Source organism: Modicisalibacter muralis (assembly GCF_900102945.1).
Taxonomy (GTDB): Bacteria; Pseudomonadota; Gammaproteobacteria; order Pseudomonadales; family Halomonadaceae; genus Modicisalibacter; species Modicisalibacter muralis.
Window position 1 is genome coordinate 927089 of the sequence record NZ_FNGI01000001.1, and the last position, 24589, is coordinate 951677.

A 24589-nucleotide genomic window follows, 5' to 3' on the forward strand; every position below is an offset into this window, starting at 1 on the left:
GCCCGCTCGTATTCGGAATGCCTTCTCAATGCATTAATAATTCACGGCAGCATCACTTCCTGACGCACCGCCAATAGCCGATTCGCCATCTCGCTAAAGCCTTCGCCATGACTGGCATCGCACAGCCAGCGCGGGCCGTGTGCCAAGGTTTCCAGATGCGGCTTGATATTGGCGACGCCGACACTCAGTGGGTAGGCGCGGAACAGCGACTCATCGTTGGGGGCATCGCCAATGAACAACACGCGTTGCGCCTGGGCCGAGGCCGACAATTCAAGATCCTCGCTGAGCAACCGCGCGGCCATGGTCGCCTTGTCGTGATCGCCGAACCAGGCGTTGACGTGGATCGAGCTGGCCCGAGCGTGGGCGCCGGAAGTACGAAACACCTCAATAATCGATGCCACCTGCTCCCCTGCCAATGGGCCGACATCCTGGGCGTGATCGACGGCGACATCCGCCAATCGGTAGGGTTGATCGGCAGCCAGGCTTGCCGCCGGCACTCGTTGCAGAGCCTGCGCGGCGATTCGCAAAAGCGCTTGTTGTTCGTCTCGTAACTCGGCCAACGGGCGCACGAAGCGCTGCTCGAGACTCCCCTTGGACGACATCCTGAAGCGAAACGCGCCACTCTCGCCGATGATCGCGGTCACCGGCCAGGCGCGCACGATATGGTCGCACCAGCCGGCGCAGCCGCCAGTCACCGGAATCACGCGGATACCGGCATCCATCAGCCGAGCCATGGCATCCAGCGTGGACGGTGAAAGCTTGCCATGGCGTGTCAGCGTATCGTCGACATCGGTGAGCACGATATCGACATGACCCAATAGCCGAGGATCGGCATCGGCGAAACGACTCATGTTTTCTCCTCGCGCAGCGGCGCGTTGTCATTGGCGCCCAGCAGCAGGTCGTAATCCGCTGCTTGAGTCTCTGGTGCGATATGCACGGTGACGCCCGCCTTCTTCAGGACGTGCTCCAACGGCGCGGGGGGCGGTCTGTCGGTGATCAGTCCATCCAGGCTATCCAGCGATGCCACGACTTCGAGGACATGCACGCTGAACTTGGTGTGATCGACCAATAAATAGGTGGTTTCGCAGCGTTCGATCATCGTCCGCTTGACCCACGCCGCTTCGCGATTGACGTCGGTAATACCCCCCGCGGAGAGCCCGCTGGCGCCGATAAAGGCGATATTGGCATGAAAGCGCTTGAGAAATTCCGTGGTGTCCTGACCGAACACGCCACCTTCGTGTCCGTTGAATTCGCCGGGACAGACGATGATACGCATCATGGAAGGCGCGAGTGCCGCGGCAACCGGGTAGCTATTGGTAATTGCCGTCAGCGCATCGCCATTGGCACTCAACTGCCAGGCCAACTGCGTGGTCGTCGAGCCGGCATCGATCATGATTACCTGACCCGGCGAGACCAGCCCTGCCGCCGCCGCCGCGATACGTCGTCGCTCGTTGACCGTCGATTGCTCGCGCTCGGATATCGACGGCTGCACGCCCATCGGCCGCGCCACGGCGCCACCATGCGCTCGATCCACCAAGCCCATCGTGCTCAAGGCATCGAGATCGCGACGCACGGTTTCGGTGGTCACGCCAAAGCGCTCGGCGAGCGACGCGATGCGCAGATGCGGCGTATAGCGCAGCGCCTCCAGGATGTGGGCGCGTCGTTCGTCCTTGCGCGGTCGTCGAGTCATGGCATTGCAGCCTCGGCACGATGGACATCAGGGTGTGAAATGTTGCTTTAACAACATTATTGCTTTCCGTTGGCAACATTTTGACCCAAAACTGTTGTGAAAACCAACTTTAATGCTTAATCTCAATAAGTATCCACCCCAATTCGAAAACAAACACAGCCAGGGGAATGGAAGGAGCCACTACCATGCAGGTTTCTAACGAGCGTCTGTTCAATCGCCCTCTGCGACTCACGCTGGGCACCCTACTCGCCGCCACGCTATTGCCGCTGGCCACCGCCAATGCCGCCGAATGTACCGACAACGGCGACCTGGCCAAGGGCTACTGCGACAAGAATGGCGATCTCGTTGCCGATACACCGACCGATCCGGACAAGGTGGTCAATCCGGACACCCTGGTGTTCGCCTATACCCCCGTCACCGACCCTTCGATCTACGCGGATATCTGGGCGCCGTTCATCGAACACGTGGAAGAGGTCACGGGTAAGGACGTGCGTTTCTTCGCCGTACAGTCGAATGCCGCACAGATCGAAGCCATGCGCAGCGGGCGTCTGCACATCGCCGGCTTCTCGACTGGCCCCACGCCGTTCGCTGTCAACCTGGCCGGCGCGGTGCCCTTCGCCATCATGGGCACGGGCGACGGCGAGTTCGGCTACAAGCTCCAGCTCTATACGCGCAAGGACAGCGGCATCGACAGCATCAAGGACTTGAAGGGCAAGCGCGTGGCGCATACCTCGCCGACCTCCAACTCCGGCAACCAGGCGCCGCGCGCGCTGTTCCCGAAGGAGGGAATCGTGCCGGGCGAAGATTATGAGGTCGTCTATTCCGGCTCGCATGACCAATCGATCCTCGGCGTGGCCGCCGGCGATTACGATGCCGCACCGGTCGCCTCGGAAGTCGTCGATCGCATGATCGATCGCGATGTCATCGATCCCAGCAAGCTCAAGATCGTCTACGAGTCGAAGTCCTTTCCGACCACGTCCTACACCTACGCTCACAATCTGGCGCCCGAGCTACAAGAGAAAATCGAAGAGGCGTTCATGACCTTCGAGCTGGAAGGCACCGCGTTGGGCGAGGAGTTCTCCGGGGTCACGCAGTTCGTCCCGATCACCTATAAGGAAGATTGGGAAGTCATTCGTGACATACAAGAGGCCAACGGCGTCACCTACACCAAAGAAAACATCGAATAGACGCCCTGTCCCGCCCTGCCGGCGACCCTATAAATCGTCGGCAAGGGCGGCAATGCCCGAGGAGATAGATCTTCCATGTTGCGCATAACCCATCTGATCAAGCGATACGGCAACGGCGAGCCGGTGCTCAAGGATCTCAATCTCGAGGTTCCGGACGAATCGCTGGTATCGATCATCGGTGCCTCGGGAGCCGGCAAGAGTACCCTGCTACGCTGCATCAACCGTTTGGTCGAGCCAACCTCGGGCAGTATCGAACTGAACGGCCAGGAACTCACGACCCTCAAGCGCGACGAGCTGCGTAAATCGCGGCGTCGTATCGGCATGATTTTCCAGGGCTTCAACCTGGTGGACCGACTCACGGTCATGGAGAACGTGCAGTGCGGTCGGCTGGGCTACATTCCTTACTGGCGTGCCGCGCTGCGCCGCTACCCCGCCGAAGATATCGAGCGCGCCTTCCACTTGATGGAGCGCGTGGGCATCGCCAAGTATGCCAACAAGCGCGCCGACGAACTCTCGGGCGGCGAGCGCCAGCGTGTCGGCGTGGTACGAGCCTTGATGCAAAATCCCGAAATTCTGCTCGCCGACGAGCCCACCGCGTCGCTGGACCCGGTCAGCTCGCGGCAGATCATGGAATTGCTGCAGAACCTGGCAGACGAGCTCAAGCTGCCGGTGCTGATCAACATCCACAATGTCGCCGAAGCCAAGGAATTCACGCGCCGCATCGTCGGCATGCGCTTTGGCCGGCTGATCTTCGACGGTAAGCCCAGCGATCTGGACGACGACGCCATGGACGCCGTCTACAGCGGCACCCCGTCAGACGAGCGCGAGGATACCGGCGCCGCCTTCACGCGTGCGGTGACCCAATGAGCACCGCCACCCCCTCCTCTCGCCACTGGCGCAAGCCACCGTTTATCACCAACCCGTTACTGCGTTGGGGAATACTGATCGGCTGCGTCGTCTATGCCGTCTGGGCGCTATATACCCTGCCCTTCGACTGGGCACGCATTCAGGAAGGCATGTCACGCGCCCAGCGCATCTTCTCCGGTGCGTTTCCGCCCAGTTTCGAACGTAGCGAACTGTTGATCGAGGGGCTGCTGGAGAGCTTCAAGATCGCGATTCTCGCGACGCTGCTGGGACTCGCGCTAAGTGTACCCATCGCCTTCATGGCGGCGCGCAATATCGCTGCCAAGCCGATTTATCTGCTCGGTCGCGGTTTGATCATTACCGCGCGCAGCTTCCACCCGGTGATCGTGGCGATCCTGTTCGTCAAGGCCGTCGGTTTCGGCCCAATCGCGGGTGTTCTCACGCTGACCATCTACTCCATCGGCTTCGTCGCCAAGATGCTCGCCGAACGCATCGAGGAGATCGACTGGGGGCAGGTGGAAGCGTTGCGCAGTAGCGGCACGCGCTATGTCGCGGTGCTGCAGTTCGCCGTATTGCCGCAGATCATGCCACGTCAGATCGGACTCGCCATGTATCAACTGGACAGCAATCTACGCGCCTCGGCGGTGGTCGGCATCGTCGGCGCAGGTGGCATCGGCGCGACGCTGATGAACGCCTTCGGTCGCTACGATTACGCCTTCGCGCTGGCCATCACTCTGGTGATCATCGCGGTCATTCTGGTCGTCGAAGCCATCAGTGGCCGTATTCGGAGGAATATCTGGTGAAACCAACCGTTGCCGATCGCGCCTGGTCGCGTTATACCAGCCGCCAACGCTGGACTCGTCTGGCCATCACGGCCACCGTCGTGCTGGCGGTAAGCTGGTCGCTTTCCACCATCGACATCATCTGGCCTTGGGTCTGGGACGCCCCCGCCCAGATCGGCGATCTGTTCAGCCGCATGGTACCGCCCGATTTCTCGAGTCTGGACAAGATCGTCTGGGCACTCATCGAGACCCTAAACATTGCCACCATCGCGACGTTCATCGCGGTGGTCGTGTCATTGCCGATCGCCTACATTGCCGCCCAGAACACCACGCCCAACCGCGCCACGCTGTGGCTCGGTCGCTTCATCCTAGTCTCCAGCCGCTCGGTGAATACGCTGATCTGGGCGCTGCTGTTCGTAGCCATCTTCGGGCCCGGCGTGCTGGCGGGCATCATCGCCATCATGTTTCGCTCGCTGGGCTTTCTCGGCAAGCTGATCGGCGAAGCCATCGAGGAAATCGACCAACGCCCGGTCGAGGCGCTGGAGGCCACCGGTGCCTCGCATGCCAAGGTGGTGCTGTACGCCATCGTGCCGCAGGTGATTCCGACCTTCTTCGCCGTCAGCGTGTTGCGCTGGGATATCAACCTTCGCGAATCCACGGTGCTCGGGCTGGTCGGCGCCGGCGGTATCGGTGTCATCCTGCAAGGCGCCATCAACACGCTCGACTGGCGCACCGTCGCCACCGTGCTGATCGCCATCATCGTGCTGGTGATCGCCGGCGAAGCCATCGCCGCGTGGCTGCGCAAGAAGGCGATCTAGGATTACTTGTTACTGCTCGCTCCCACGAGTAACTTTGAAACATCTCGTGGGAGCCCCGCCATGAAAATTATGAACAAAACCCGCCATTCGCGTATGCGATCGCTTATGTCGGCCATTGGCCGAGGCGAAAAGGTCATTCTCAACCATGCGGGGAAACGCAACTCCGCTTTCGGTTTATGGCAAGACCATCAGAGTTCGGTCGATGACCAGGTTCGCTTTTTGCGGCAGTCAAGACACTCGTCCTAGTAATAATCACCGCCAACGATCGTCATTATCGTCATATCGATGGCTTGGAGATCGCCATCTTCCGTCCCTGAATTTCACCCTTATCATCCCGCCTTCCTATTTGGCTTTGATATCCGCAAAACGAGCACCAAACCTCACCACACATTTCATAAATATTGCTCTAGCTGGCGCCAAGGTCGGCTGCTACGCTAAAGCGAACGCTAATATTAACCACCGCAATGGTGGCGAGCGTTGCCCGCACGTCTTGAAATAACGACAAGGAAAGGACACCCATGTTCAAGAAAGCCCTGCTTTGTATATCCATTGCCAGCGCCAGCATGAGCACCCACGCCGACACCACCATAATCCGCGACGCCAACGGCTACGGGTTCGATACCCATCGCCAACTCGTGACCTTTTCTACCCTGGTATTCGAGGATGGCAAGGTCATCGCCCGGGGCGATCAGGCATTGGCCTCGGATTATCCCAATGCCAAAACCGTTATCGATGCCGATGGCAAGACACTGCTACCCGGCCTCATCGATGCACACGGCCATTTGATGGGCCTTGGCTACAGCCTGCTGGAAGTGGATCTGCGCAATATCGAGTCGGCTGACCAGAGTGCCCAGAAGGTTGCCGAGTTTGCCGCGCAAAACCCCGACCTCGAATGGATTCGTGGCAGAGGCTGGAACCAGGTGTTATGGGAAGGGCAGAAATTTCCCACCGCCGAGGCGCTGGACGCAGTGATAGCCGATCGCCCGGTCATCCTCAGCCGCGTGGATGGCCATGCGATATGGGTCAACAGCAAGGCCATGGAACTGGCGGGCATCGACGCCGATACCCAGGCTCCCGAGGGGGGAAAGATCATTCGCGATGGGTCGGGAGAGCCGACCGGTGTGTTCATCGATAACGCTGAGCGCCTGATTACTCAGCATATTCCCGAGCGCAGCGACGCGGAAATGGCCAAAGCGTTCGATACCGCCATCGCCCACCTGCAGGAAGTCGGCATCACCAGCGTGCACGATGCCGGCGCGAGCGCACGCGAACTCGCGCTTTATCGTTCGCGCGCCGAAGCGGATCAACTGGGCATCAGGCTCTATCCGATGATTTCGGTCGACGACCCGAAGCTCGACGAACTGCTCCAGAAAGGTCCCCAGGACGACCCCGAAGACTGGCTCGACATTCGCAGCGTCAAGATCTATGTGGATGGTGCCCTGGGCAGCCGGGGCGCGGCCCTGCTCGAACCCTATAACGATCGCCCCGGCTACAGCGGTCTGGTGCTTCAAGACAAGCAAGCGCTACAGGCGCTTGTCGACAAGGCCAGCCAGCATGGCTTTCAGGCCAACATGCATGCGATCGGCGATCGCGCCAATCGCATCGCGTTGGACATTTACGCAAAGAACGTCGAGAAAAATCCGCAGAGTCGTAAGCTACGCCATCGTGTCGAACATGCCCAGGTCGTCAACGTCGATGACATCCCACGCTTCTCAGAGCTTGGCATCATTCCCTCGATGCAGCCCACCCATGCCACCAGCGACAAGAACATGGCCGGCGACCGCCTCGGTCAGGAACGTCTTGCCGGCGCTTATGCCTGGCGCTTCTTCATGGATACCGGCAGTCGCATCGCCGCGGGCTCCGATTTTCCGGTCGAGCCGGCCAATCCCTTCTATGGAATACATGCCGCCGTGACGCGAGAGGATCGCGATGGCCAACCCGAGGGCGGTTGGCGACCCGGCCAGAAACTCACCGCCACCGAAGCGCTGCGCGCCTTCACGCTCGATGCGGCCTACGCGGCGCACCAGGAAGACAGCTTGGGTGGGCTGATGCCCGGCCAGTGGGCCGACTTCGTTCTGGTGGATACCGATATCATTCGCACAGACCCGGACGACCTCTGGCAAACCCAGGTATTGGAAACCTGGATTAACGGTGAACGCGTCTATTCCCGCGATCAGTAACGCTCGATAAATCACTGCTCGCCGGGCTATTTGCTCATCTCAGGTTCAACGTCTCGAACGTGCATGAATAAGCCCGGCGGCAGTTCTGATCTCATGACAATCGCATGTCACCGGCATGACACGAAAGTCTAACCCATTGATTTTAATGCCTCTTCTCAAACGATGCACTGCCCAGTGCATCGCAATCCGGCGAAAATTTCATCCAACTGCCATTGTCTAGACAACTAACGTTAACCTGACACCGCGAGACTAGCGCCTATCGATAAAGGAGGCGTTATGTCGCTCACCACCATCGCGGTAGAACATCTCAGCAAGACCTTCGGCCATAGCCCGGTGCTGCAAGACGTCGGCTTCGAAATACGCGCCGGCGAACGGGTTGCGCTGGTCGGCCCATCGGGGTCGGGTAAATCCACGCTGTTGCGTCATCTGGTGGGTCTCACCAAGGCCAATCGCCATAGCGATAGCCGCGTCACCGTCATGGATCGTTGCATTCAACGGCGCGGCCGGTTGGCGCGTGGCTCGCGTGCGCAACGGTGCCGCACCGGCTACATCTTCCAGCAGTTCAATCTGGTCGGCCGGCTCAGCGTGATGACCAACGTGCTGATCGGCCGCTTGGGCTGCATGCCACGTTGGCGAGCCTTGATCGGTCGCTTCACGCCCGAAGAACACGAGATGGCGCTGCGCTCGCTAAAGCGCGTGGGGTTGGAAGAACTCGCCCATCAGCGCGCCAATACCCTGTCGGGCGGGCAGATGCAGCGCGTCGCCATCGCCCGCGTGCTGATGCAGGACGCCGATATCATCCTCGCCGATGAACCCATCGCTTCACTCGACCCACGCAGCGCCCGCGAGGTCATGGACACCCTGCAACGTATCAATGAAGAAGACGGCCGCACCATCGTCGTCTCGCTGCATCAGGTCGATTACGCCCGCGATTATTGTCAGCGCGCCATTGCCCTGAAACATGGCCAGGTGTACTTCGATGGCCCCATCGATCAGTTGACCGACATCCGCCTCGCCTATCTCTACGCCAACGCTGAACTCGACAAGCCCCACGAAAGTCGCTTCCCGGCCAGCGCCCCAACGGCACTGCGCGTAGCCGGCTAGTCGCCCTTAATCCATCACCATCGTACCAAGGAGCGAGACCCATGAACGCACGCAACTTACGCCGCCTGACATTGCCGCTGATTACCGGCCTGAGCCTGCTGGGCAGCCAGTCTGTCATCGCCGAGGAACAGATCAATACGCTCAATTTCGGCATCATTTCCACCGAATCGAGTTCCAACCAGGCGCCGATGTGGGAGCCGTTCCTCGCCGACATGTCCGAGCAGTTGGGTGTCGAGGTCAAGCCGTTCTACGCTACCGATTACGCGGCAGTGATCCAGGCGATGCGCTTCGACAAGATCGACCTGGCCTGGTACGGCAACAAATCGGCCATGGAAGCGGTCGATCGCGCCGGTGGCGAGATCTTCGCCCAGACCGTGGCCGAAGGCGGCCAGCCCGGTTACTGGAGCCTGATGATCGTCCACCAGGACAGCCCCTACCAGAGCGTCGACGAAATGCTGAAGGATGCCGGCGAACTGACGTTCGGCAACGGCGACCCGAACTCCACCTCCGGCTACCTGGTGCCGGGTTATTACATCTTCGCCAAGCGCGGCATCGACCCGACCGAGGCCTTCGCGCGTACGCTGAATTCCAATCACGAGACCAACGCCCTCTCGATCGCCAACAAGATGGTCGATGTCGCCACCTTCAATACCGAGAGCATGGCGCGCCTGGAGCAGACCCATCCTGACAAGGCCGAACAGTTGCGGGTGATCTGGAAGTCGCCATTGATTCCTTCCGACCCGTTGGTATGGCGCGAGAATCTGCCCGAGGGCATCAAGGCCGAGATGCGTGAGTTCTTCATGGCTTACGGCGATGACGCCGACGAGCAGGAAATTCTCGCCGCGCTGCAATGGGACGGTTTCCAAGCCTCGACCGACGATCAGTTGCTGCCGATTCGCCAGCTCGAGCTCTTCAAGCAGCGTGCCCAGATTGCCAACGACGCGACGCTTGCCACCGCCGACAAGCAACAAAAGCTCGAGGAATTGGACGTCAAGCTCGCCAGTCTCGACAAGCGCCTCGAAGCTTACGAAGCCGCTCAGGCTCGATCCGCCGACAACGCCGATAACACCACGGCGATGGTCACCCAGTGATGCATCCCACTGACGCTCTCAACCTGCATAACGCACAGGGCCACCCGGCCCTGTGTCTGGAGACGCCATGAATACGCAGACGCCTTCGATGACCACGGCAGGGATCGACAAGCACGGCAAACGCCATTGGCGCACGCTGGCCGGTTGGGCCGTGGCCCTTGGGGTGCTGAGCTGGGCCTGGCAAGGCACCGGCATGCGGCCCGGTCTGCTGATCGAAAATGCCGACAACATGCTGGTTCTGGCCGGCGATTTCGTACCGCCGAATTTCGGCAACATCGCGCATTACATCGACCAGATGCTGGTGACCATCCAGATCGCCATCTGGGGCACGCTGCTGGCGGTCGTCTTTGCCATCCCTTGCGGCCTGCTCAGTTCCGAGAACCTGGTGCCCTGGTGGATCTATCAGCCGATACGCCGCTTGATGGACGCCTGCCGCGCCATCAACGAGCTGGTCTTCGCCATGCTGTTCGTGGTCGCCGTCGGGCTCGGCCCCTTCGCCGGCACCATGGCGCTGTTTATCCATACCACGGGGGTGTTGGCCAAGCTGTTTTCGGAAGCGGTGGAAGCCACCGAGGCCGGGCCAATGGAAGGCATTCGTGTCACCGGCGCCGGGCGTATCGAGGAAATCGTGTTCGGCTTGATACCCCAGGTGCTGCCGCTGTGGATCTCGGTGAGCCTGTACCGCTTCGAGTCGAACATCCGCTCGGCCACCGTGCTCGGCATGGTTGGCGCCGGCGGCATCGGCGTCTCGTTGTGGGTGACCATGCGCGGATTCCAGTACGCCGAGACCGCCACGATCATGCTGGTGATCATCGTCGCGGTGACGTTGCTCGACATGGCTTCGCAGTTCGTGCGCAAGCGCTTCATCTGAAGTGCTTGGTTTTTTCGGGAGCAAAGATGTCTAGACAACTCACTCGCTCACCACGCTACTTGGCCCTGGCCGACACCCTGGCCCGCGAGGTTCGTGCCGATTACCGGCCCGGCGAATTGCTACCCGCCGAGGCGCTGCTGGCCAAGCGCTTCGGCGTCAACCGCCACACCATACGGCGCGCGCTGGACGAATTGGTCGCGGCTGGCATGGTCACGCGTCACCAAGGACGCGGCACCCTGGTCGTCGACCGCCGGCTCGATTACGCCGTCACCGCCAGCAGCAAAGTCACGCAAAATCTGGCAGAGCTTGGCATCGCCGCGCAGGCGCGTTGTCTCGAACAAGGCCTGCGTGAGCCGCCCGAGGCTATCGCCCAGCGTTTCGGACGTCGTCCCGGCGAGCCGTTGCTGTGCGTCGACACCCTGCGCCATGTCGACGATGCCCCGGTGCTGCTGTTGCGTCACTGGTTCGACGAGCACCGCGTGCCTGGCTGGCTGGATCGCTATCGCGGCGGCTCGACTCGCGCCCTGCTCAACCAGCATTACGGCCTGCGCCTGTATCGACGCCGCGTGCGCATCGAAGCGGGTAGCGCCAACCGCGACGACACCCGATTGCTGCAATGCCCGCTGAACGCCCCACTGCTGCAACTCACCAGCGATAACGTCGATGCCGCGGGCTCGCTGGTGGAAATCTCGGTCGGCCGCGCGCGCACCGACCGCCTAGCCTATCACGTCGATTTCCATTCCAACGAGGACGCCCCATGACCCGACCTCACCGCCAGCGCGTGCTGGCGTTAACCCCCCGCGAGCGGCTCGAAGCCGGCTGGGCCTCGCTCGATATACGCGAAAACCACCGCTGCGTGCGCGGCCCGCAAACCGGCATGGCCATGGTGCGCGGTCGCATGGGAGGCACCGGCAACGCCTTCAACCTCGGCGAAATGACCCTGACTCGTGCCAGCGTGGTCTTGGATGACGGCACCGTTGGCTCTGGTTTGCTGGGGCATGGCTGGGTGAGTGGCCGCGATCACCGCCATGCCGAGCTGATTGCAATGATCGATGCCTGCGCCCAGCACGAACGCTTTCGAGAGCGCATCGACGAACTGATCGCCTCGCTGTATAGCGAGCGACAGGCTCGCGAGCAACAGAACTCGCGCGAGGTGGCCGCCACTCGCGTTGATTTCTTCACCCTGGTAAGAGGGGAATGAGCATGCTCTGGCCCGCCCTGACCGACCCCGTTCACGACAGCCAACGGCTGTTTCGCCAGATTCTCCAGGCGATGTCAGAGCCCGGCACGCTACATGAACTGTGCGCGCCTTGCCCACCACGCGATGCCTCGATCGGCCCCGCGCTGTGGGGTGCGCTGCTGACGCTGTGCGATCTCGACACCCAGCTGTGGATCGACCCGGCACTCGACTCCCCCGAGCTGCGCGACGCGCTGCACTTCCATACCGGTTGCCGGCTGACCCAAGACGCCACCCTGGCGGATTTCGCCCTCGTCACGCCCGATACCCTGGCTCGCGAGATCGACTTCGCCATCGGCAACGACAGCTACCCGGATCGTGGCACCACGCTGCTGGTCGCCGTGGAGTATTTGAGCGACGACGGCCCCTGGCAGTTCAGCGGCCCCGGCATCGAAACCCAGCGCTGCTTGGGCGTCGGCAACGCACACGCATTGATGAGCCGGCTCAGCGTCAACCGCAGCCGCTTTCCGTGTGGGCTCGACGCGATTCTGGCCTGCGGCACGCGGCTCGCCGCCATCCCGCGCAGTACCCGTATCGTCAATCGACAGCAGGAGGACCGCGCATGTATGTCGCAGTAAAAGGCGGCGAGCAGGCCATCGCCAACGCCCATCGACTGCTCGCCGACCGCCGGCGCGGCGAGCGCGAACAGGCCGAGTTATCCGTCGAGCAGATCGGCGGCCAACTGCGCCTGGCGGTGGACCGGGTGATGTCCGAGGCCTCGCTCTACGATCCCGAACTCGCTGCCTTGGCGCTCAAGCAGGCTAGCGGTGATCTCGTCGAGGCGGTGTTTCTGCTGCGCGCCTATCGCACCACCCTGCCGCGCCTGGCGGTGAGCGAGCCACTCGACACCGGTACCATGCGTATCGAGCGGCGCATCAGCGCCGCCTACAAGGACATACCCGGCGGGCAGGTTCTCGGCCCGACCTACGACTACACCCATCGCCTGCTGGATTTCATGCAACTGGCCGAAGGCGAGACGCCGGAACCGGCACGCGCCGACGCGGCGCTGGCACGTTGTCCGCAGATTCTCGATCTGCTCAACGCCGAGGGCCTGATCGAGCGCGAGCACGACGACGGCAGCGAGCCAGCCGATATTACCCGCGACCCGCCCGATTACCCGGTCGATCGCGCCGCCCGCCTGCAAATGCTCGCGCGTGGCGACGAGGGTTATTTACTAGCCCTGGGTTACTCCACCCAGCGCGGCTACGGGCGCAACCACCCTTTCGCCGGCGAGATTCGCCTCGGCCATGTCGACGTCGAGATTCATGTCAAGGAGTGGGACGAGACGATCTGTATCGGCGAGATCGCGCTCAGCGAGTGCCAGATGATCAATCAGTTCGGCGGCTCACGCGAAGTCGCGCCGCAATTCACCCGGGGCTATGGGCTAGCGTTCGGCCATAACGAGCGCAAGACCCTGGCCATGGCGCTGGTCGATCGCGCCCTGCGCGCCGAGGAATTGGGCGAGCCGATCAGCGGCCCCGCGCAGCAGGCCGAATTCGTGCTCGCTCACGCCGACAGCGTCGAGGCCTCGGGCTTCGTCTCGCACCTGAAGCTGCCGCACTACGTCGACTTTCAGTCGGAACTCGAGCTACTGCGACGGCTGCGCAAGGCGCACGGCAACGCTCGAGGAAGCGGCGATGCAGCAATGGAGGATGCGGTATGAACGGCTATAACTTCGCCTATCTCGACGAACAGACCAAACGCATGATTCGCCGCGCGCTGCTCAAGGCGGTGGCGATTCCCGGTTATCAGGTGCCCTTCGGTGGCCGTGAGATGCCGATGCCCTACGGCTGGGGCACCGGCGGCATGCAGCTTACCGCCAGTATCCTGGGCGGCGACGACGTGCTCAAGGTGATCGATCAGGGCGCCGACGACACCACCAACGCGGTAAGCATTCGCGCCTTCTTCGAGCGCGTCGCCGGGGTCGAGACCACCACCGCGACGGCAGCGGCGGACGTCATTCAGACTCGCCACCGGATCCCCGAAACGCCGCTGGAGCACGACCAGATCCTGGTCTTCCAGGTGCCGATCCCCGAGCCACTGCGTTTTATAGAGCCCAGCGAACAGGAAACCCGGCTGATGCACGCGCTGGAAGAGTACGGCGTGATGCACGTAAAGCTCTACGAAGACATCGCCCGCTATGGGCATATCGCCACCACCTACGCCTACCCGGTCAAGGTCGACGGGCGCTATGTCATGGATCCTTCGCCTATCCCTAAGTTCGACAATCCCAAGCTCGACATGAGTGCCGCGCTGATGCTATTCGGCGCCGGCCGCGAAAAGCGCCTCTACGCCATCCCGCCCTACACCCGGGTGGAGAGTCTGGATTTCGAGGATCACCCCTTCGAAATTCAGCAGTGGGACGAACACTGCGCACTGTGCGGCAGCGATCACAGCTTTCTCGATGAAGTGATCACCGACGATGCCGGCAATCGCCTATTCATCTGCTCGGATACCGACTACTGCCTGACGCGGCGTGGGGAGGTGGCATGAAGCGCTCTGAACTAGCGGGGCCTGCGCTGGCCAAGCCCGTATTGGATCGATCCGCACTGCTCGATGTGCAGGACATCAGCCGCCTCTACGGTCCCGGCAAGGGTTGCGAAAGCATTGACTTTCGCCTGCATGCCGGCGAGGTGCTGGGCATCGTCGGTGAATCCGGCTCCGGCAAATCGACGCTGCTGCGTGTGCTCGCCGGGCTGGAAACACCGGATGCCGGCCGGGTCATTTATCACACCAATGACGGTGAGCTCGATCTCTATGCGATCAGCGAAGCACGGCGCCGCGCGTTGCTGCGCCTGGAATGGGGGCTGGTTCACCAGAACCCGCGCGACGGCCTGCGCATGGGCGTTTCCGCCGGCGCCAACGTCGGCGAGCGGCTAATGGCGCTGGGCGAGCGGCACTACGGCAACCTGCGCGCCGCCGGCCAGGACTGGATGACCCAGGTCGAACTCGACGCCGGGCGCATCGACGACGCGCCGCTGACCTTCTCGGGCGGCATGCAGCAACGCCTGCAGATCGCCCGCACCCTGGTCACCCGCCCTCGGCTGGTATTCATGGACGAGCCCACCGGCGGGCTGGACGTTTCGGTGCAGGCGCGCCTGCTCGACATGATTCGCACCCTGGTGCGCCAACTGGGCCTGTCGGTGGTGCTGGTCACCCACGATCTCGCCGTCGCTCGCCTGCTCTCGCATCGCCTGCTGGTGATGCGCCGTGGCCAGGTGGTGGAAGCCGGCCTGACCGATCAAATTCTCGACGATCCGCAACACGCCTATACCCAGTTGCTGGTGTCGTCGGTGCTGACGCCATGAGCGAAGCAGGAGGGCAAACAATGAACGCATTAGTGAACGTCAAAAACCTGCACAAGAGCTTTGTGCTGCATGGTCAGGGCGGTGTAGCCCTCGAGGTCATGCAGAGTCTTTCGCTCGAGCTGCATGCCGGCGAGTGCCTGGTGCTGGCCGGGCGCAGCGGTATCGGCAAGAGCACCCTGCTCAAGATGCTTTACGGCAACTACCGGGTTAGCGGCGGCAGCATCACGCTCAACTTTCATGATGGCGCGTTGGAGCTGAGCGACTTGCCGGTACATGCCTGGCACCCGCTGCGTCGCGAGGTGATCGGCTATGTCAGCCAGTTCTTGCGTGTGGTGCCGAGAGTCTCGGCCTGCGAGGTGGTGATGGAGCCACTGCTGGCACGCGGTACCGACGCCGCCGAAGCCCGGGCACGCGCCGAAACCCTGCTCGCCCGGCTCAACCTGCCCCAGCGGTTGTGGCGGCTTCCGCCCGGCACCTTCTCGGGCGGCGAGCAACAGCGCGTCAATATCGCCCGGGGCTTTATCGCCGAGCATCCGATCTTGCTGCTCGATGAGCCCACCGCCTCGCTGGATGCCACCAATCGCGCCGTAGTGATCGAACTGATCAGCGAGGCCAAGGCACGCGGCGCCGCCCTACTCGGTATCTTCCACGACGCGGACGTGCGTGAACGCGTGGCGGATCGCCTGCTACCGCTCGACGACCACCTGATAGCCAAGACCACCTTCAGCCCGGAGGCGCACTCATGAACGAACAGATTCTCAGCAATGCCCGGCTGGTACTCGACGATGAGGTGATCACCGGCAGCCTGGTGATTCGCGACGGCTTGATCGGTGACATCGACACCGCGCCGAGCCGCCACCCCGCCGCCATCGACTGCGCTAACGATTACCTGCTGCCGGGGTTGGTCGAGCTGCATACCGACAACATGGAGAAATACTTTCAGCCGCGCCCCAAGGTCGCCTGGCCCAGCCGCCAGGCGGCTCTGGCCCATGACGCGCAGATGGCCGCCAGTGGCATCACCACGGTATTCGACGCCGTGGCGATCGGCGATGTCGACGAGCAAAGCATGCGCCATGGCGCGCTCGATGAGATGTGCCAAGCGCTCTCGGCGATCGTCGACGACGGCCTGGCGCGGGTCGATCACCGCCTGCACCTGCGCTGCGAGGTCTGCCACCCGGATACCTTGAGGCGTTTCCGCGAGTTGGCCGACACGCCGCTGCTTGGGCTGGTTTCGCTGATGGATCACGCCCCCGGCCAGCGCCAGTTCGCCAGCCTCGATGCCTACCGTGTCTACTATCAAGGCAAGTACGGGCTGGACGATAGTGCGCTGGAAGCCTTTATCGAAAGCCAACTGGCCAACAGCACGCGCTATAGCGCCGAACATCGCCGTGCGATTGCCGCGGAATGCAGCACTCGCGGTCTGGCGCTGGCCAGCCACGACGACGCCACCCTGGCGCACGTCGCCGAGAGCCATGAATACGGCACCCGCGTCGCCGAGTTTCCCACCACTCGCGAAGCCGCCGAAGCCTCGCATCGCGCCGGCATGGCAGTGATGATGGGCGCGCCCAACGTGGTGCGCGGTGGCTCTCACTCCGGCAATATCGCCGCCGCCGAATTAGTCGAAGCAGGCGTGCTGGATATTCTCTCGTCGGATTACTACCCCGCCGCGCTGCTCGACGCGGCGTTCAAGGTTGCGCGGATGGACGCCGGCTACTCGTTACACTCTTCACTCCCCCAAGCCGTGGCAATGGCTTCGCGCCACCCCGCCGAGGCCGTGGGCCTCGCCGATCGCGGGCGCCTGGCAACGGGATTGCGTGCCGACCTGCTGCGGGTACGCATGGTCGACGAGCATCTGCACGCCCACCCGATCGTACAGCGGGTATGGTCCGCCGGCCGGCAGGTGCATTGATCATGCGCACGGAACCGGGTGCTGAAAGAGGACGATTGGTCTATCTGATGGGCGCCAGCGGCGTGGGCAAGGACAGCCTGCTCGGCGCCGTCCGCCAGTGCCGGCCCGATTGGCTGGTAGCGCATCGCTATATCACCCGCCCCAGCGGTCACGGCGAGAACTGCGTGAGCCTTACGCCAGAAGAGTTCGCACGGCGACGCCAGCTCGGGCTGTTCTGCCTCGACTGGCAGGCTCACGGCCTCGATTACGCGATCGGCATCGAGGCCCAGGCCTGGCTGGATCGCGGGCAAACAGTGGTGGTCAACGGCAGCCGGCGTGCGCTCGAGCGAGCGCGTCAGCGTTTCGGCGCGCGCCTGCTGCCGGTGCTGGTTACCGCCGAGCCGGCGATATTGCGCGAACGGTTGATCCAGCGCGGTCGCGAAACGCCGCAGGAAATCGACCAACGCCTGGCGCGTCATCGACGCATGGAAGTTGAGCTCGATGATGTCGCACACATCGACAACAGCGGTGAGCTTCACCACGCCGTGACAGCCCTGCAAGCGCTGATCGCCATGCAGTGCGCCTCATGAAGTTTCGCTTCGTCGGCACCGGCGATAGCGCGCAGGTGCCCCGCTTCGGCTGCGATTGCCCGGCCTGCCAGCGTGCGCGCGTGCTGAGCTGCCACCGGCGCGGCCCATGTGGCGCGGAAATTCGACTTGACGGCGTGCGCTACCTGCTCGATGCCGGGCGCATGGATCTCGCCGAGAGCTGCGAGCGTGAGCGCCCGGCGGCGGTGCTGCTCACCCACTACCATGCCGATCACGTTCAGGGGTTGTTTCATCTTCGCTGGGGAAGCGGCGAGCCGATCCCCGTGCATGGCCCCAAGGACGCCCATGGCTGCGCCGATCTGCACAAAAATCCCGGCATTCTGGCCTTTCAGCCAGGGCTCAAGCCATTTCGCCCCCTATTACTCGAAGGCATCGAGGCGATTCCGGTACCGCTCAATCACAGCAAGCCCACGTTGGGCTACTGCATTAGCGGATTCAACGCGAAGCTCGCCTACCTGACCGACACCCTGGGCTTGCCCACCGAAACCGAGCGCTTTCTGCGCCAGTGGCGGCCGGATGTCATCGTGCTCGATGCCACTCATCCGGCCAGCCACCTCGAGCCGCGCAACCACAACAACCTGAGCATGGCACTGGAGATCATCGAACGTCTCAACCCCGGGCAGGCCTGGCTAACCCACCTGAGTCACGCGGTCGATGCCGAAGCCATGAGCGCGCCATTGCCGCTTCCGCCTAATGTGTCGTTGGCGCACGATGGGCTGGAACTGGAGTTGTGAACCGACTACGCCGCCCCCGAATCATGGATGATGACTTCAACACGGCGATTGGCCGAGCGCCCTTTTGCACTGTCATTGCTTTTTAATGGTCGTGTATCGGCATAGCCGACGGCGCGTAGCCGAGAGGCGTCGATGCCCGCGTCGATAAGATAGCGCAGGATCGCCGTGGCGCGACCGCTGGAAAGCTCCCAGTTGGAAGGGAAGCGAGGGGTGTCGATGGGCACGCTATCGGTATGCCCCTCGACGGAAATCGTGCCTGGATAGCTTCGCAGGATTTTCACCAGACGCTGGGTCACTTTCTGCCCCGCCCCGGTCAGCGCCGCCTCGCCGGAGTCGAACAGCAGATGATCCTGAATGCGCAGATTGATACCACCCTTGACGCGCGACACCTCGACGCCATCGATCATCGGTAATGCCTTGACGTCGTCTCGCACGCGCCACTCGCCGGCGATCTGGATGGCAGCGGCCTGGGCGGCATCGCTGATCATGGGCAAGCTGGCGATCTTGACTACTGCCGCCATGGCCTGTTCGTGAATGCGCGGCGATGGCGCCACTTGCCGTGCCGCCATCACGGCTTGCGGCATGACGCGAAGGCTTTGTCCGACATGGCGCGCCGCCGCCAGAGCACTCTCGCTCAGCCGGGGGCTACGGGGTTTATGAGATGACGCCACGCCCATCGCCGCTCTCAGCGCCTCGGGAAGGATGATCGCCGGCTGGCCGATACGCCGAGCCACCGCCACGGCTTCGGCGGACACCCTGGCCACCGGTTGCGATGGCGTGACCGACCCCGCCGTCGCCAGCGCGTCGCGTACCAGCCCAATCGGATTGCCCAGACTCAGCAGCAGCACGAACAGCGCCACCAGCAGGGTCATGATATCCATGTAACTGATCATCCAGTCGTCACTGCCACGATCCTGTGAATGCAGGGTCAGCAACTGATCGTGGCTAGACGTGTCACGGCGAATTGGCTCAAGCATTGACGGGAGCACTCTCTTCCTCGGCGCCGCGCCTCACCGGGTCGCGAATCTCGTCGTGATAGTTGGCAATGAATGAATTCAGCGTTTCTTCGACGAACGAAGGCAAGCGCCGTTTGGCGATCAACGCAACACCTTCGAGCACCATGTTCATGGCGATCAGTCGCTGTTCGGTGCGCCGTTCGAGTTTCACCGCAATCGGCTTGCAGACCAGATTGGAAATCAGGATGCCGTAAAACGTGGAGAGCAGCGCAATCGCCATGGCCGGGCCGATGGTGGCAAGGTCACCGCCCCGCATGTTTTCCAGCATATTGACTAGCCCTACCAGGGTACCCAGCATACCGAAGGCCGGTGCATAAGCGGCCATGGTGCGAAAGATCTGCGCCTCTGCCAGCTCGCATGCCTTGAGCCGGGCAATGCGCCAACGCAGCAGATCGATGATTTCCGATTCGCGGGTGTTATCGATGACCAATTGCACGCCGGTGCGCAGGAAGGAATTGCGCGTTTGCGCCAGGGCCTTTTCCACCGCGCGAATATCCGCCTTGAACCACAGCCGTGCCATGGCGACCAGCTCGCGAACATCCTCCTCGACATAGCTGTCTTCACGCCGGAAGACAACGCCGACCAGGCGCACCACGCGCACGACCTCGCGTAGTGGATAGCTGATGAAGGTTGCCGCCAGGGTGCCGGCGACAACGATTGCCAAGCCCGGCAGGTTGATGAAGGTCGTCGGTGTATCCGCGCTAAGCAGCAAGACACACGCCAGCAGCAACACGCTGGCAACGATACCGATCAATGTGGAAGCGTTCATGAAGGTCCTCGCCCGGCTTCGGGCGGTCAGCGTCAAGACAAGGACCATCCTACCCTTGCACCAGGTTGGCAAAGCCACGAAAAGGCGCTGCAAGTCGCCTATTCTTGCCAATGAACCCGTGCGGAATTTACAGGTTTCCCCGCACGCTAGCCGGGTCGTCGGTTTCAGGGAGGATTTTTATGGGTATTACCGCCTACACCGCCAGAACCATTCATACCATGAACCCCTCGCAGCCCAGCGGGCAGTGCGTTGCCGTGCGCGATGGGCGAGTGCTCGGCGTGGGGCCGCTGGAGGAAATACAGCGCTTCGGCGAGGTTCGCATCGACGCTCGTTACGCCGACAAGATACTCGTGCCCGGTTTCGTCGAAGGCCATAGCCATGCGCTGGAAGGCTCGATCTGGGATCACCTTTATCTCGGCTATTTCGACAAGCGCGACCCCGATGGCCGGCACTGGCAAGGACTCAGGAGCACCGAAGCGGTCAGCCAGCGCATCGGCGAATACGTCGGTGAAGGCCCACAGGATAGCCCGCTCATCGCCTGGGGGTTCGATCCGGTGTATTTCGAGGGCGAACGTATCGACAGGCGCCTGCTGGATGCGCTCAGCGAAGACCGCCCCATCGTCGTCATACACGCCAGCCTGCATGGCATGACCGTCAATAGCGCGGTGATCCGCCTGGCCCAATTGAATGACAAGACGCTCGACGGCATCGTGCGCGACGGCGATGGCCAGCCCAATGGCGAATTGCAGGAACTGCCCGCCATGCATCTGGTGTTCGATGCGCTGGGCTTCGACATCTTCGACGGTGCTTCCAGCGAGCGAGCACTGCAGCGCTATGCCCAGGCCGCCCGGCGCGAAGGCATTACCACCATCACCGACCTGCTCAACCCGATGAGCGACGCCGCCCTCGAGGCGCTGCGCGGCGCGACCGCGCACGATGATTTCCCGGTGCGCCTGGTACCCGCGCTGAATGCGCTGGCCTGGGACCCGCAGGCCGGCAGCGAACGCGTTATCGATGCCATGCGCTACAACCACGAACGCCTGCACTTCGGCCTGGTCAAGCTGGTTACCGATGGCGCGATTCAGAACTTCACCGCGCGGCTGCAGTGGCCGGGGTATCTTAGCGGCCCGGAGAACGGTGTCTGGAACGCCCCGCCGCAAACCTTCCATGACATGGTCCAGCACTATCATCAAGCCGGGCTGCAATTGCATGTACATACCAATGGCGACGAAGCCGTGGCGATCATTCTCGACGCCCTCGACGAGGCATTGGCGATGTGGCCCCGGCCGGATCATCGCCACACCCTGCAGCACGTGCAATTGATTCGCCAGGATCAGCTCAAGCGCGTGGCACGGCTCGGCGCCTGCCTGAATATCTTCGCCAACCACATCCATTACTGGGGCGACATTCACCTTGCCAAGACGCTGGGCTTCGATCGTTGCCAGCGACTCGAACCCGCCGCCAGTGCCGCACGCCTGGGCATTCCCTTCGGCATTCACTGCGATGCACCGGTCACACCGTTGTCGCCACTGTTCACCGCCTGGTGCGCCACGACCCGGCAGACCGCGAGCGGTGTCGTCCTCGGTGACGCCGAAAAAATCAGCCGCGCTCGCGCCCTTGAAGCGATTACCCTGGGCGCCGCCTACACGTTGCGCCTGGACGATCGTGTCGGCAGCCTGGAGCCCGGAAAGTGGGCGGACGTCACGGTACTCGGCGAGGACCCACTGACAAGCGATACGCCACTCAAGGATATTCGCGTGCACGACACCTTGCTTTCCGGGCGCCCAACGAGCGATGGCTGACGTAGCGATGAACGATACAGCGATGGCGATTCCCACCACCCTGCTGTGCGGATTTCTCGGTAGCGGCAAGACCACCCGCATCAATCGGATGATCGGTGACGGTGCATTGAAAAATGCGCTGTTTCTGGTCAACGATTTCGGCAGCATCAATATCGATGCCGAGCTGATCGAGTCACGCGAAGACAGCATCTTGCGGCTCAACAACGGCTGCGCCTGCTGCGGTATCGCGGGTAATTTCTCCGCGCAGTTGCGCGATATCAAGCGCTGGGAGCAACGCCCCGAGCAGCTGGTCTTCGAGGCCAGCGGCATCGCCCGGCCACGTCCGCTGATGCAGCTTTTCGATGCCGCCCAGGGCTACGCGCTAAATGTCGCCGAATCGCTGATCGATGCCAGCGCCTTCGAGCGTCACTATCGTGACCCGGCCATCGACGATATTTTCATCGCGCAGATTCGCGAGGTGACGCGGCTGCGTATCAATCGGCTGAATTGGCTGAGTGCCGCGCAGCGAGACCTGATAACGCGGGAGATTATCGCCATCAATCCCCAGGCGACGTTGATTTTCGAGGAGAATTTCGAAGAAAGCCCAGGCGAGCCACCCCCTCCCATGCCCGCCATGAATCGCACGGCCAGCGGCCCGCTGGCCTCAAGAAGCGTGACGCTGCCCCGACCTATCGATGTCGCCGCGCTCGATGCGCTCTTGGCATCAACCGCGACTGAACTGGTCCGCGCCAAGGGCACGGTCACAGCCAACGATACCGCACGCACCCGCTATCTCGTGCAGTTTGCCGGCGGCCGGGCAACACGCGTTGCCACCACCGCCGGAAAGACCCAGGCACTCGTGGTGATCGGCCATCAAGGTGAAGCGCTGAGCGCTTTTATCGATGCACTCGATGCGCTTTGACCATGCCTCACTCAGGCATTCTTATACTCGTCGGCTAAGGCACGAGGAACTTGGGGTGTCATCAGACTGACCACCACGAATACCACGATATTGCACAGCAGGCCGACGAAGCCCGCATTCATTTCCAGCGGCGTGGAATCGGCGATGATCTGGTAGTAATAATTGACCGCGATACCCACGATCAGCCCCGCGATGGCGCCGCTCTTGGTCGCGCGTCGCCAGATCAGCGCGCCATATACCGAAGGCACGAACTGCGCGATCGAACCATAGGCCCCCACGAGTAGCGCGATGATGCCCGCCGCGCCGAAAATCGCCAGCCAATAGGCCGCGGCACCGATGGCGATGACTCCCAGGCGCATGATCCATACCTGGGTGCGCTCGGTCATATCCGGCTTTAGCGGCAATACCACGTCCCGGCCCAGCGAAACCGAGCCACCATGGGTGATAGCATCGGACGACGACATCGCCGCCGCCAGCGCGCCCGCACCGATCAAGCCATAAACCCAGCCATTAGCGCCTAACTCATTGGTGATCAAATGCGGCAGTATCTGATCCGGGCTGTCGATAGCATCCGGCGAGACCACGCCGATCGCCGAGAAGCCGATGAACAACACCGGCACCATGAATACACCGAAGATTGGGAACGCCAAGGTGGTGAGCTTGATGCGCTTTTCGGTGGTGGTATAGGACTTGGTGAACAGGTGCGGCCACATCATGAACCCCAGCCCCGATATCAAGATGACCGTCGAATAGGCCATCGGCGACATCATCGAGCCTTCGTGACCGATTGTCAGAAAGCCGGGCTGGGCCTCGTTGATCGACCGGAACATCTCGCTCGGACCGCCCTGAAGCGCATAGACGAGGTAGTAACCTACCGTCCAGGCCACGATCAGCATCAGCGCGCCCTGCAACACGTCGCTCCAGGCGGCACCGCGCACCCCCGACGTGGCCACGTATGCGATTACGATACCGTAGGCCAGCAACGCGCCCAGCCAGTAAGGAATCACCCCATCGGTGAGAATGCTGAAAATGAAGGCCATACCCTTGATTTGCAACGTCAGGTACTGAATGAAGGCGAGCACCGAGATCACTCCGACGATCACCGTCAGCGATTTGGATTGGTACCGGTCGCCCAGGAAATCGCCCATGGTAAAGAAGTTCTTGCGCGCGCCGATGCGACCGACCTTAGGGCCCATCAAATACCAGGGAAGTATGCCCAACGCCACATAGGCAGGTACGAAGAACGCTGCCGCACCTTGGGAAAACGCCATCCCCGGACCACCAAGAAATGAAAACGCGCTGAATACCGTGCCGCCCATCATGAACCAGATCACGATCAGGCCCAGGCCGCGGTCGGCTACCGCGTATTCCGACACCGACCAGAACGAACGTTTGCGACCGGCCAATAACCCCAGCACGAAAGCGAATGCCAGGTACACCAGCATCGCAAACAAGGCGAAGACCCAATCGCTCATGACCGGTCCTCCTTGTTTTTGCTGCCATATTCATAACGATAGAAGCCACAAAGCACCAGGAAGGCGATCGTCTCCATCAGCACGATCCAGAACAGACCAAAAGGCAAGCCCAGGACGAGGGGGAAAACCCGATTGGCAATGCCATATACCGGAAAAATCATCGACAGAAAAAGCAGTACCAAAAAGATGATGTAAGGCTTGGTGATTTTCTTCTCTCTGCTAGACATGCCGGCGCCTCCCTTTTGTTATAACCAAACCGATTGC

26 protein-coding genes are annotated in these 24589 nt (G+C 62.0%); 20 read left to right on the forward strand and 6 right to left on the reverse strand.

The window, feature by feature from the left end; translation table 11 throughout:
• Nucleotides 1-41: 41 nt before the first annotated feature.
• Nucleotides 42-851, reverse strand: a complete 810-nt coding sequence (locus BLR92_RS04345; protein WP_089725807.1) for an HAD family hydrolase — start codon at nt 849-851, stop codon at nt 42-44.
• A complete protein-coding gene (locus tag BLR92_RS04350; protein ID WP_089725809.1) occupies nt 848-1690 on the reverse strand; it encodes a DeoR/GlpR family DNA-binding transcription regulator in 843 nt (280 codons plus the stop codon). The genes BLR92_RS04345 and BLR92_RS04350 overlap by 4 nt, the downstream gene beginning before the upstream one ends.
• A gap of 185 nt (nt 1691-1875) precedes the next feature.
• On the opposite strand from BLR92_RS04350, the gene phnD (BLR92_RS04355) reads away from it, so the two are divergent.
• The 18 genes from phnD (BLR92_RS04355) to phnP all read left to right on the forward strand — a co-directional run bounded on the left by phnD (BLR92_RS04355) (nt 1876) and on the right by phnP (nt 18362).
• Nucleotides 1876-2877, forward strand: a complete 1002-nt coding sequence (gene phnD, locus BLR92_RS04355; protein WP_089725811.1) for a phosphate/phosphite/phosphonate ABC transporter substrate-binding protein — start codon at nt 1876-1878, stop codon at nt 2875-2877.
• 75 nt (nt 2878-2952) lie between these two features.
• The gene (phnC, locus tag BLR92_RS04360) at nt 2953-3744 is read left to right on the forward strand and encodes a phosphonate ABC transporter ATP-binding protein (protein ID WP_089725813.1); all 792 of its coding nucleotides are present in this window, start codon (nt 2953-2955) and stop codon (nt 3742-3744) included.
• Complete coding sequence (gene phnE, locus BLR92_RS04365) at nt 3741-4544, forward strand: phosphonate ABC transporter, permease protein PhnE (RefSeq protein ID WP_089725815.1); 804 nt, start codon at nt 3741-3743, stop codon at nt 4542-4544. The genes phnC (BLR92_RS04360) and phnE (BLR92_RS04365) overlap by 4 nt, the downstream gene beginning before the upstream one ends.
• Complete coding sequence (gene phnE / locus BLR92_RS04370; protein WP_089725820.1) at nt 4541-5341, forward strand: phosphonate ABC transporter, permease protein PhnE; 801 nt, start codon at nt 4541-4543, stop codon at nt 5339-5341. Before phnE (BLR92_RS04365) ends, phnE (BLR92_RS04370) begins: the two co-directional genes overlap by 4 nt.
• A gap of 518 nt (nt 5342-5859) precedes the next feature.
• Nucleotides 5860-7521, forward strand: coding sequence for an amidohydrolase (locus tag BLR92_RS04375; RefSeq protein WP_089725822.1), 1662 nt, complete (start codon nt 5860-5862; stop codon nt 7519-7521).
• A 276-nt stretch (nt 7522-7797) separates the two neighbouring features.
• Nucleotides 7798-8625, forward strand: coding sequence for a phosphonate ABC transporter ATP-binding protein (gene phnC / locus BLR92_RS04380; protein WP_089725824.1), 828 nt, complete (start codon nt 7798-7800; stop codon nt 8623-8625).
• Between the two features lie 41 nt (nt 8626-8666).
• Entirely contained in the window at nt 8667-9716 is a 1050-nt protein-coding gene (gene phnD / locus BLR92_RS04385; RefSeq protein ID WP_089725826.1) for a phosphonate ABC transporter substrate-binding protein, read from the forward strand.
• A 67-nt stretch (nt 9717-9783) separates the two neighbouring features.
• Nucleotides 9784-10587: a phosphonate ABC transporter, permease protein PhnE gene (gene phnE, locus BLR92_RS04390; RefSeq protein ID WP_089725828.1), complete on the forward strand. Its 804-nt coding sequence runs from the start codon at nt 9784-9786 to the stop codon at nt 10585-10587.
• Between the two features lie 26 nt (nt 10588-10613).
• Complete coding sequence (gene phnF / locus BLR92_RS04395) at nt 10614-11348, forward strand: phosphonate metabolism transcriptional regulator PhnF (RefSeq protein ID WP_089725830.1); 735 nt, start codon at nt 10614-10616, stop codon at nt 11346-11348.
• Complete coding sequence (gene phnG / locus BLR92_RS04400; RefSeq protein WP_089725832.1) at nt 11345-11788, forward strand: phosphonate C-P lyase system protein PhnG; 444 nt, start codon at nt 11345-11347, stop codon at nt 11786-11788. Before phnF ends, phnG begins: the two co-directional genes overlap by 4 nt.
• A gap of 2 nt (nt 11789-11790) precedes the next feature.
• The gene (phnH, locus tag BLR92_RS04405) at nt 11791-12402 is read left to right on the forward strand and encodes a phosphonate C-P lyase system protein PhnH (RefSeq protein WP_245704000.1); all 612 of its coding nucleotides are present in this window, start codon (nt 11791-11793) and stop codon (nt 12400-12402) included.
• A complete protein-coding gene (locus tag BLR92_RS04410; protein ID WP_089725836.1) occupies nt 12387-13487 on the forward strand; it encodes a carbon-phosphorus lyase complex subunit in 1101 nt (366 codons plus the stop codon). Before phnH ends, BLR92_RS04410 begins: the two co-directional genes overlap by 16 nt.
• Nucleotides 13484-14317, forward strand: a complete 834-nt coding sequence (locus BLR92_RS04415) for an alpha-D-ribose 1-methylphosphonate 5-phosphate C-P-lyase PhnJ (RefSeq protein ID WP_089725838.1) — start codon at nt 13484-13486, stop codon at nt 14315-14317. Before BLR92_RS04410 ends, BLR92_RS04415 begins: the two co-directional genes overlap by 4 nt.
• The gene (gene phnK, locus BLR92_RS04420; protein WP_089725840.1) at nt 14314-15132 is read left to right on the forward strand and encodes a phosphonate C-P lyase system protein PhnK; all 819 of its coding nucleotides are present in this window, start codon (nt 14314-14316) and stop codon (nt 15130-15132) included. The genes BLR92_RS04415 and phnK overlap by 4 nt, the downstream gene beginning before the upstream one ends.
• Before the next feature lie 20 nt (nt 15133-15152).
• On the forward strand, nt 15153-15878 hold the full coding sequence (phnL, locus tag BLR92_RS04425; protein WP_089725842.1) for a phosphonate C-P lyase system protein PhnL: 726 nt from the start codon (nt 15153-15155) through the stop codon (nt 15876-15878).
• Nucleotides 15875-17041, forward strand: coding sequence for an alpha-D-ribose 1-methylphosphonate 5-triphosphate diphosphatase (locus BLR92_RS04430; RefSeq protein WP_089725844.1), 1167 nt, complete (start codon nt 15875-15877; stop codon nt 17039-17041). Before phnL ends, BLR92_RS04430 begins: the two co-directional genes overlap by 4 nt.
• A gap of 2 nt (nt 17042-17043) precedes the next feature.
• Nucleotides 17044-17610: a ribose 1,5-bisphosphokinase gene (gene phnN / locus BLR92_RS04435; protein ID WP_089725846.1), complete on the forward strand. Its 567-nt coding sequence runs from the start codon at nt 17044-17046 to the stop codon at nt 17608-17610.
• Nucleotides 17607-18362 carry a phosphonate metabolism protein PhnP gene (gene phnP / locus BLR92_RS04440; RefSeq protein WP_089725848.1) on the forward strand — a complete coding sequence of 252 codons (756 nt, stop codon included), beginning with the start codon at nt 17607-17609 and terminating at the stop codon, nt 18360-18362. The genes phnN and phnP overlap by 4 nt, the downstream gene beginning before the upstream one ends.
• A gap of 5 nt (nt 18363-18367) precedes the next feature.
• Here the strand turns inward: phnP and BLR92_RS04445 are convergent, their stop codons facing one another.
• Both BLR92_RS04445 and BLR92_RS04450 read right to left on the reverse strand, forming a co-directional pair.
• Complete coding sequence (locus tag BLR92_RS04445) at nt 18368-19339, reverse strand: OmpA/MotB family protein (protein ID WP_089725850.1); 972 nt, start codon at nt 19337-19339, stop codon at nt 18368-18370.
• On the reverse strand, nt 19332-20147 hold the full coding sequence (locus tag BLR92_RS04450; protein ID WP_089725852.1) for a motility protein A: 816 nt from the start codon (nt 20145-20147) through the stop codon (nt 19332-19334). Before BLR92_RS04450 ends, BLR92_RS04445 begins: the two co-directional genes overlap by 8 nt.
• 179 nt (nt 20148-20326) lie before the next feature.
• Between BLR92_RS04450 and BLR92_RS04455 the strand changes: the two genes are divergently transcribed.
• A complete protein-coding gene (locus BLR92_RS04455) occupies nt 20327-21949 on the forward strand; it encodes an amidohydrolase (RefSeq protein WP_089725854.1) in 1623 nt (540 codons plus the stop codon).
• A gap of 22 nt (nt 21950-21971) precedes the next feature.
• On the forward strand, nt 21972-22850 hold the full coding sequence (locus BLR92_RS04460) for a CobW family GTP-binding protein (protein WP_175488710.1): 879 nt from the start codon (nt 21972-21974) through the stop codon (nt 22848-22850).
• Nucleotides 22851-22861: 11 nt separating this feature from the next.
• Here BLR92_RS04460 and BLR92_RS04465 read toward each other — a convergent pair whose 3' ends face one another.
• Nucleotides 22862-24325, reverse strand: coding sequence for a sodium:solute symporter family protein (locus BLR92_RS04465; RefSeq protein WP_089725858.1), 1464 nt, complete (start codon nt 24323-24325; stop codon nt 22862-22864).
• Nucleotides 24322-24552: a hypothetical protein gene (locus BLR92_RS04470; RefSeq protein WP_089725860.1), complete on the reverse strand. Its 231-nt coding sequence runs from the start codon at nt 24550-24552 to the stop codon at nt 24322-24324. Before BLR92_RS04470 ends, BLR92_RS04465 begins: the two co-directional genes overlap by 4 nt.
• Between the last annotated feature and the right edge of the window lie 37 nt (nt 24553-24589).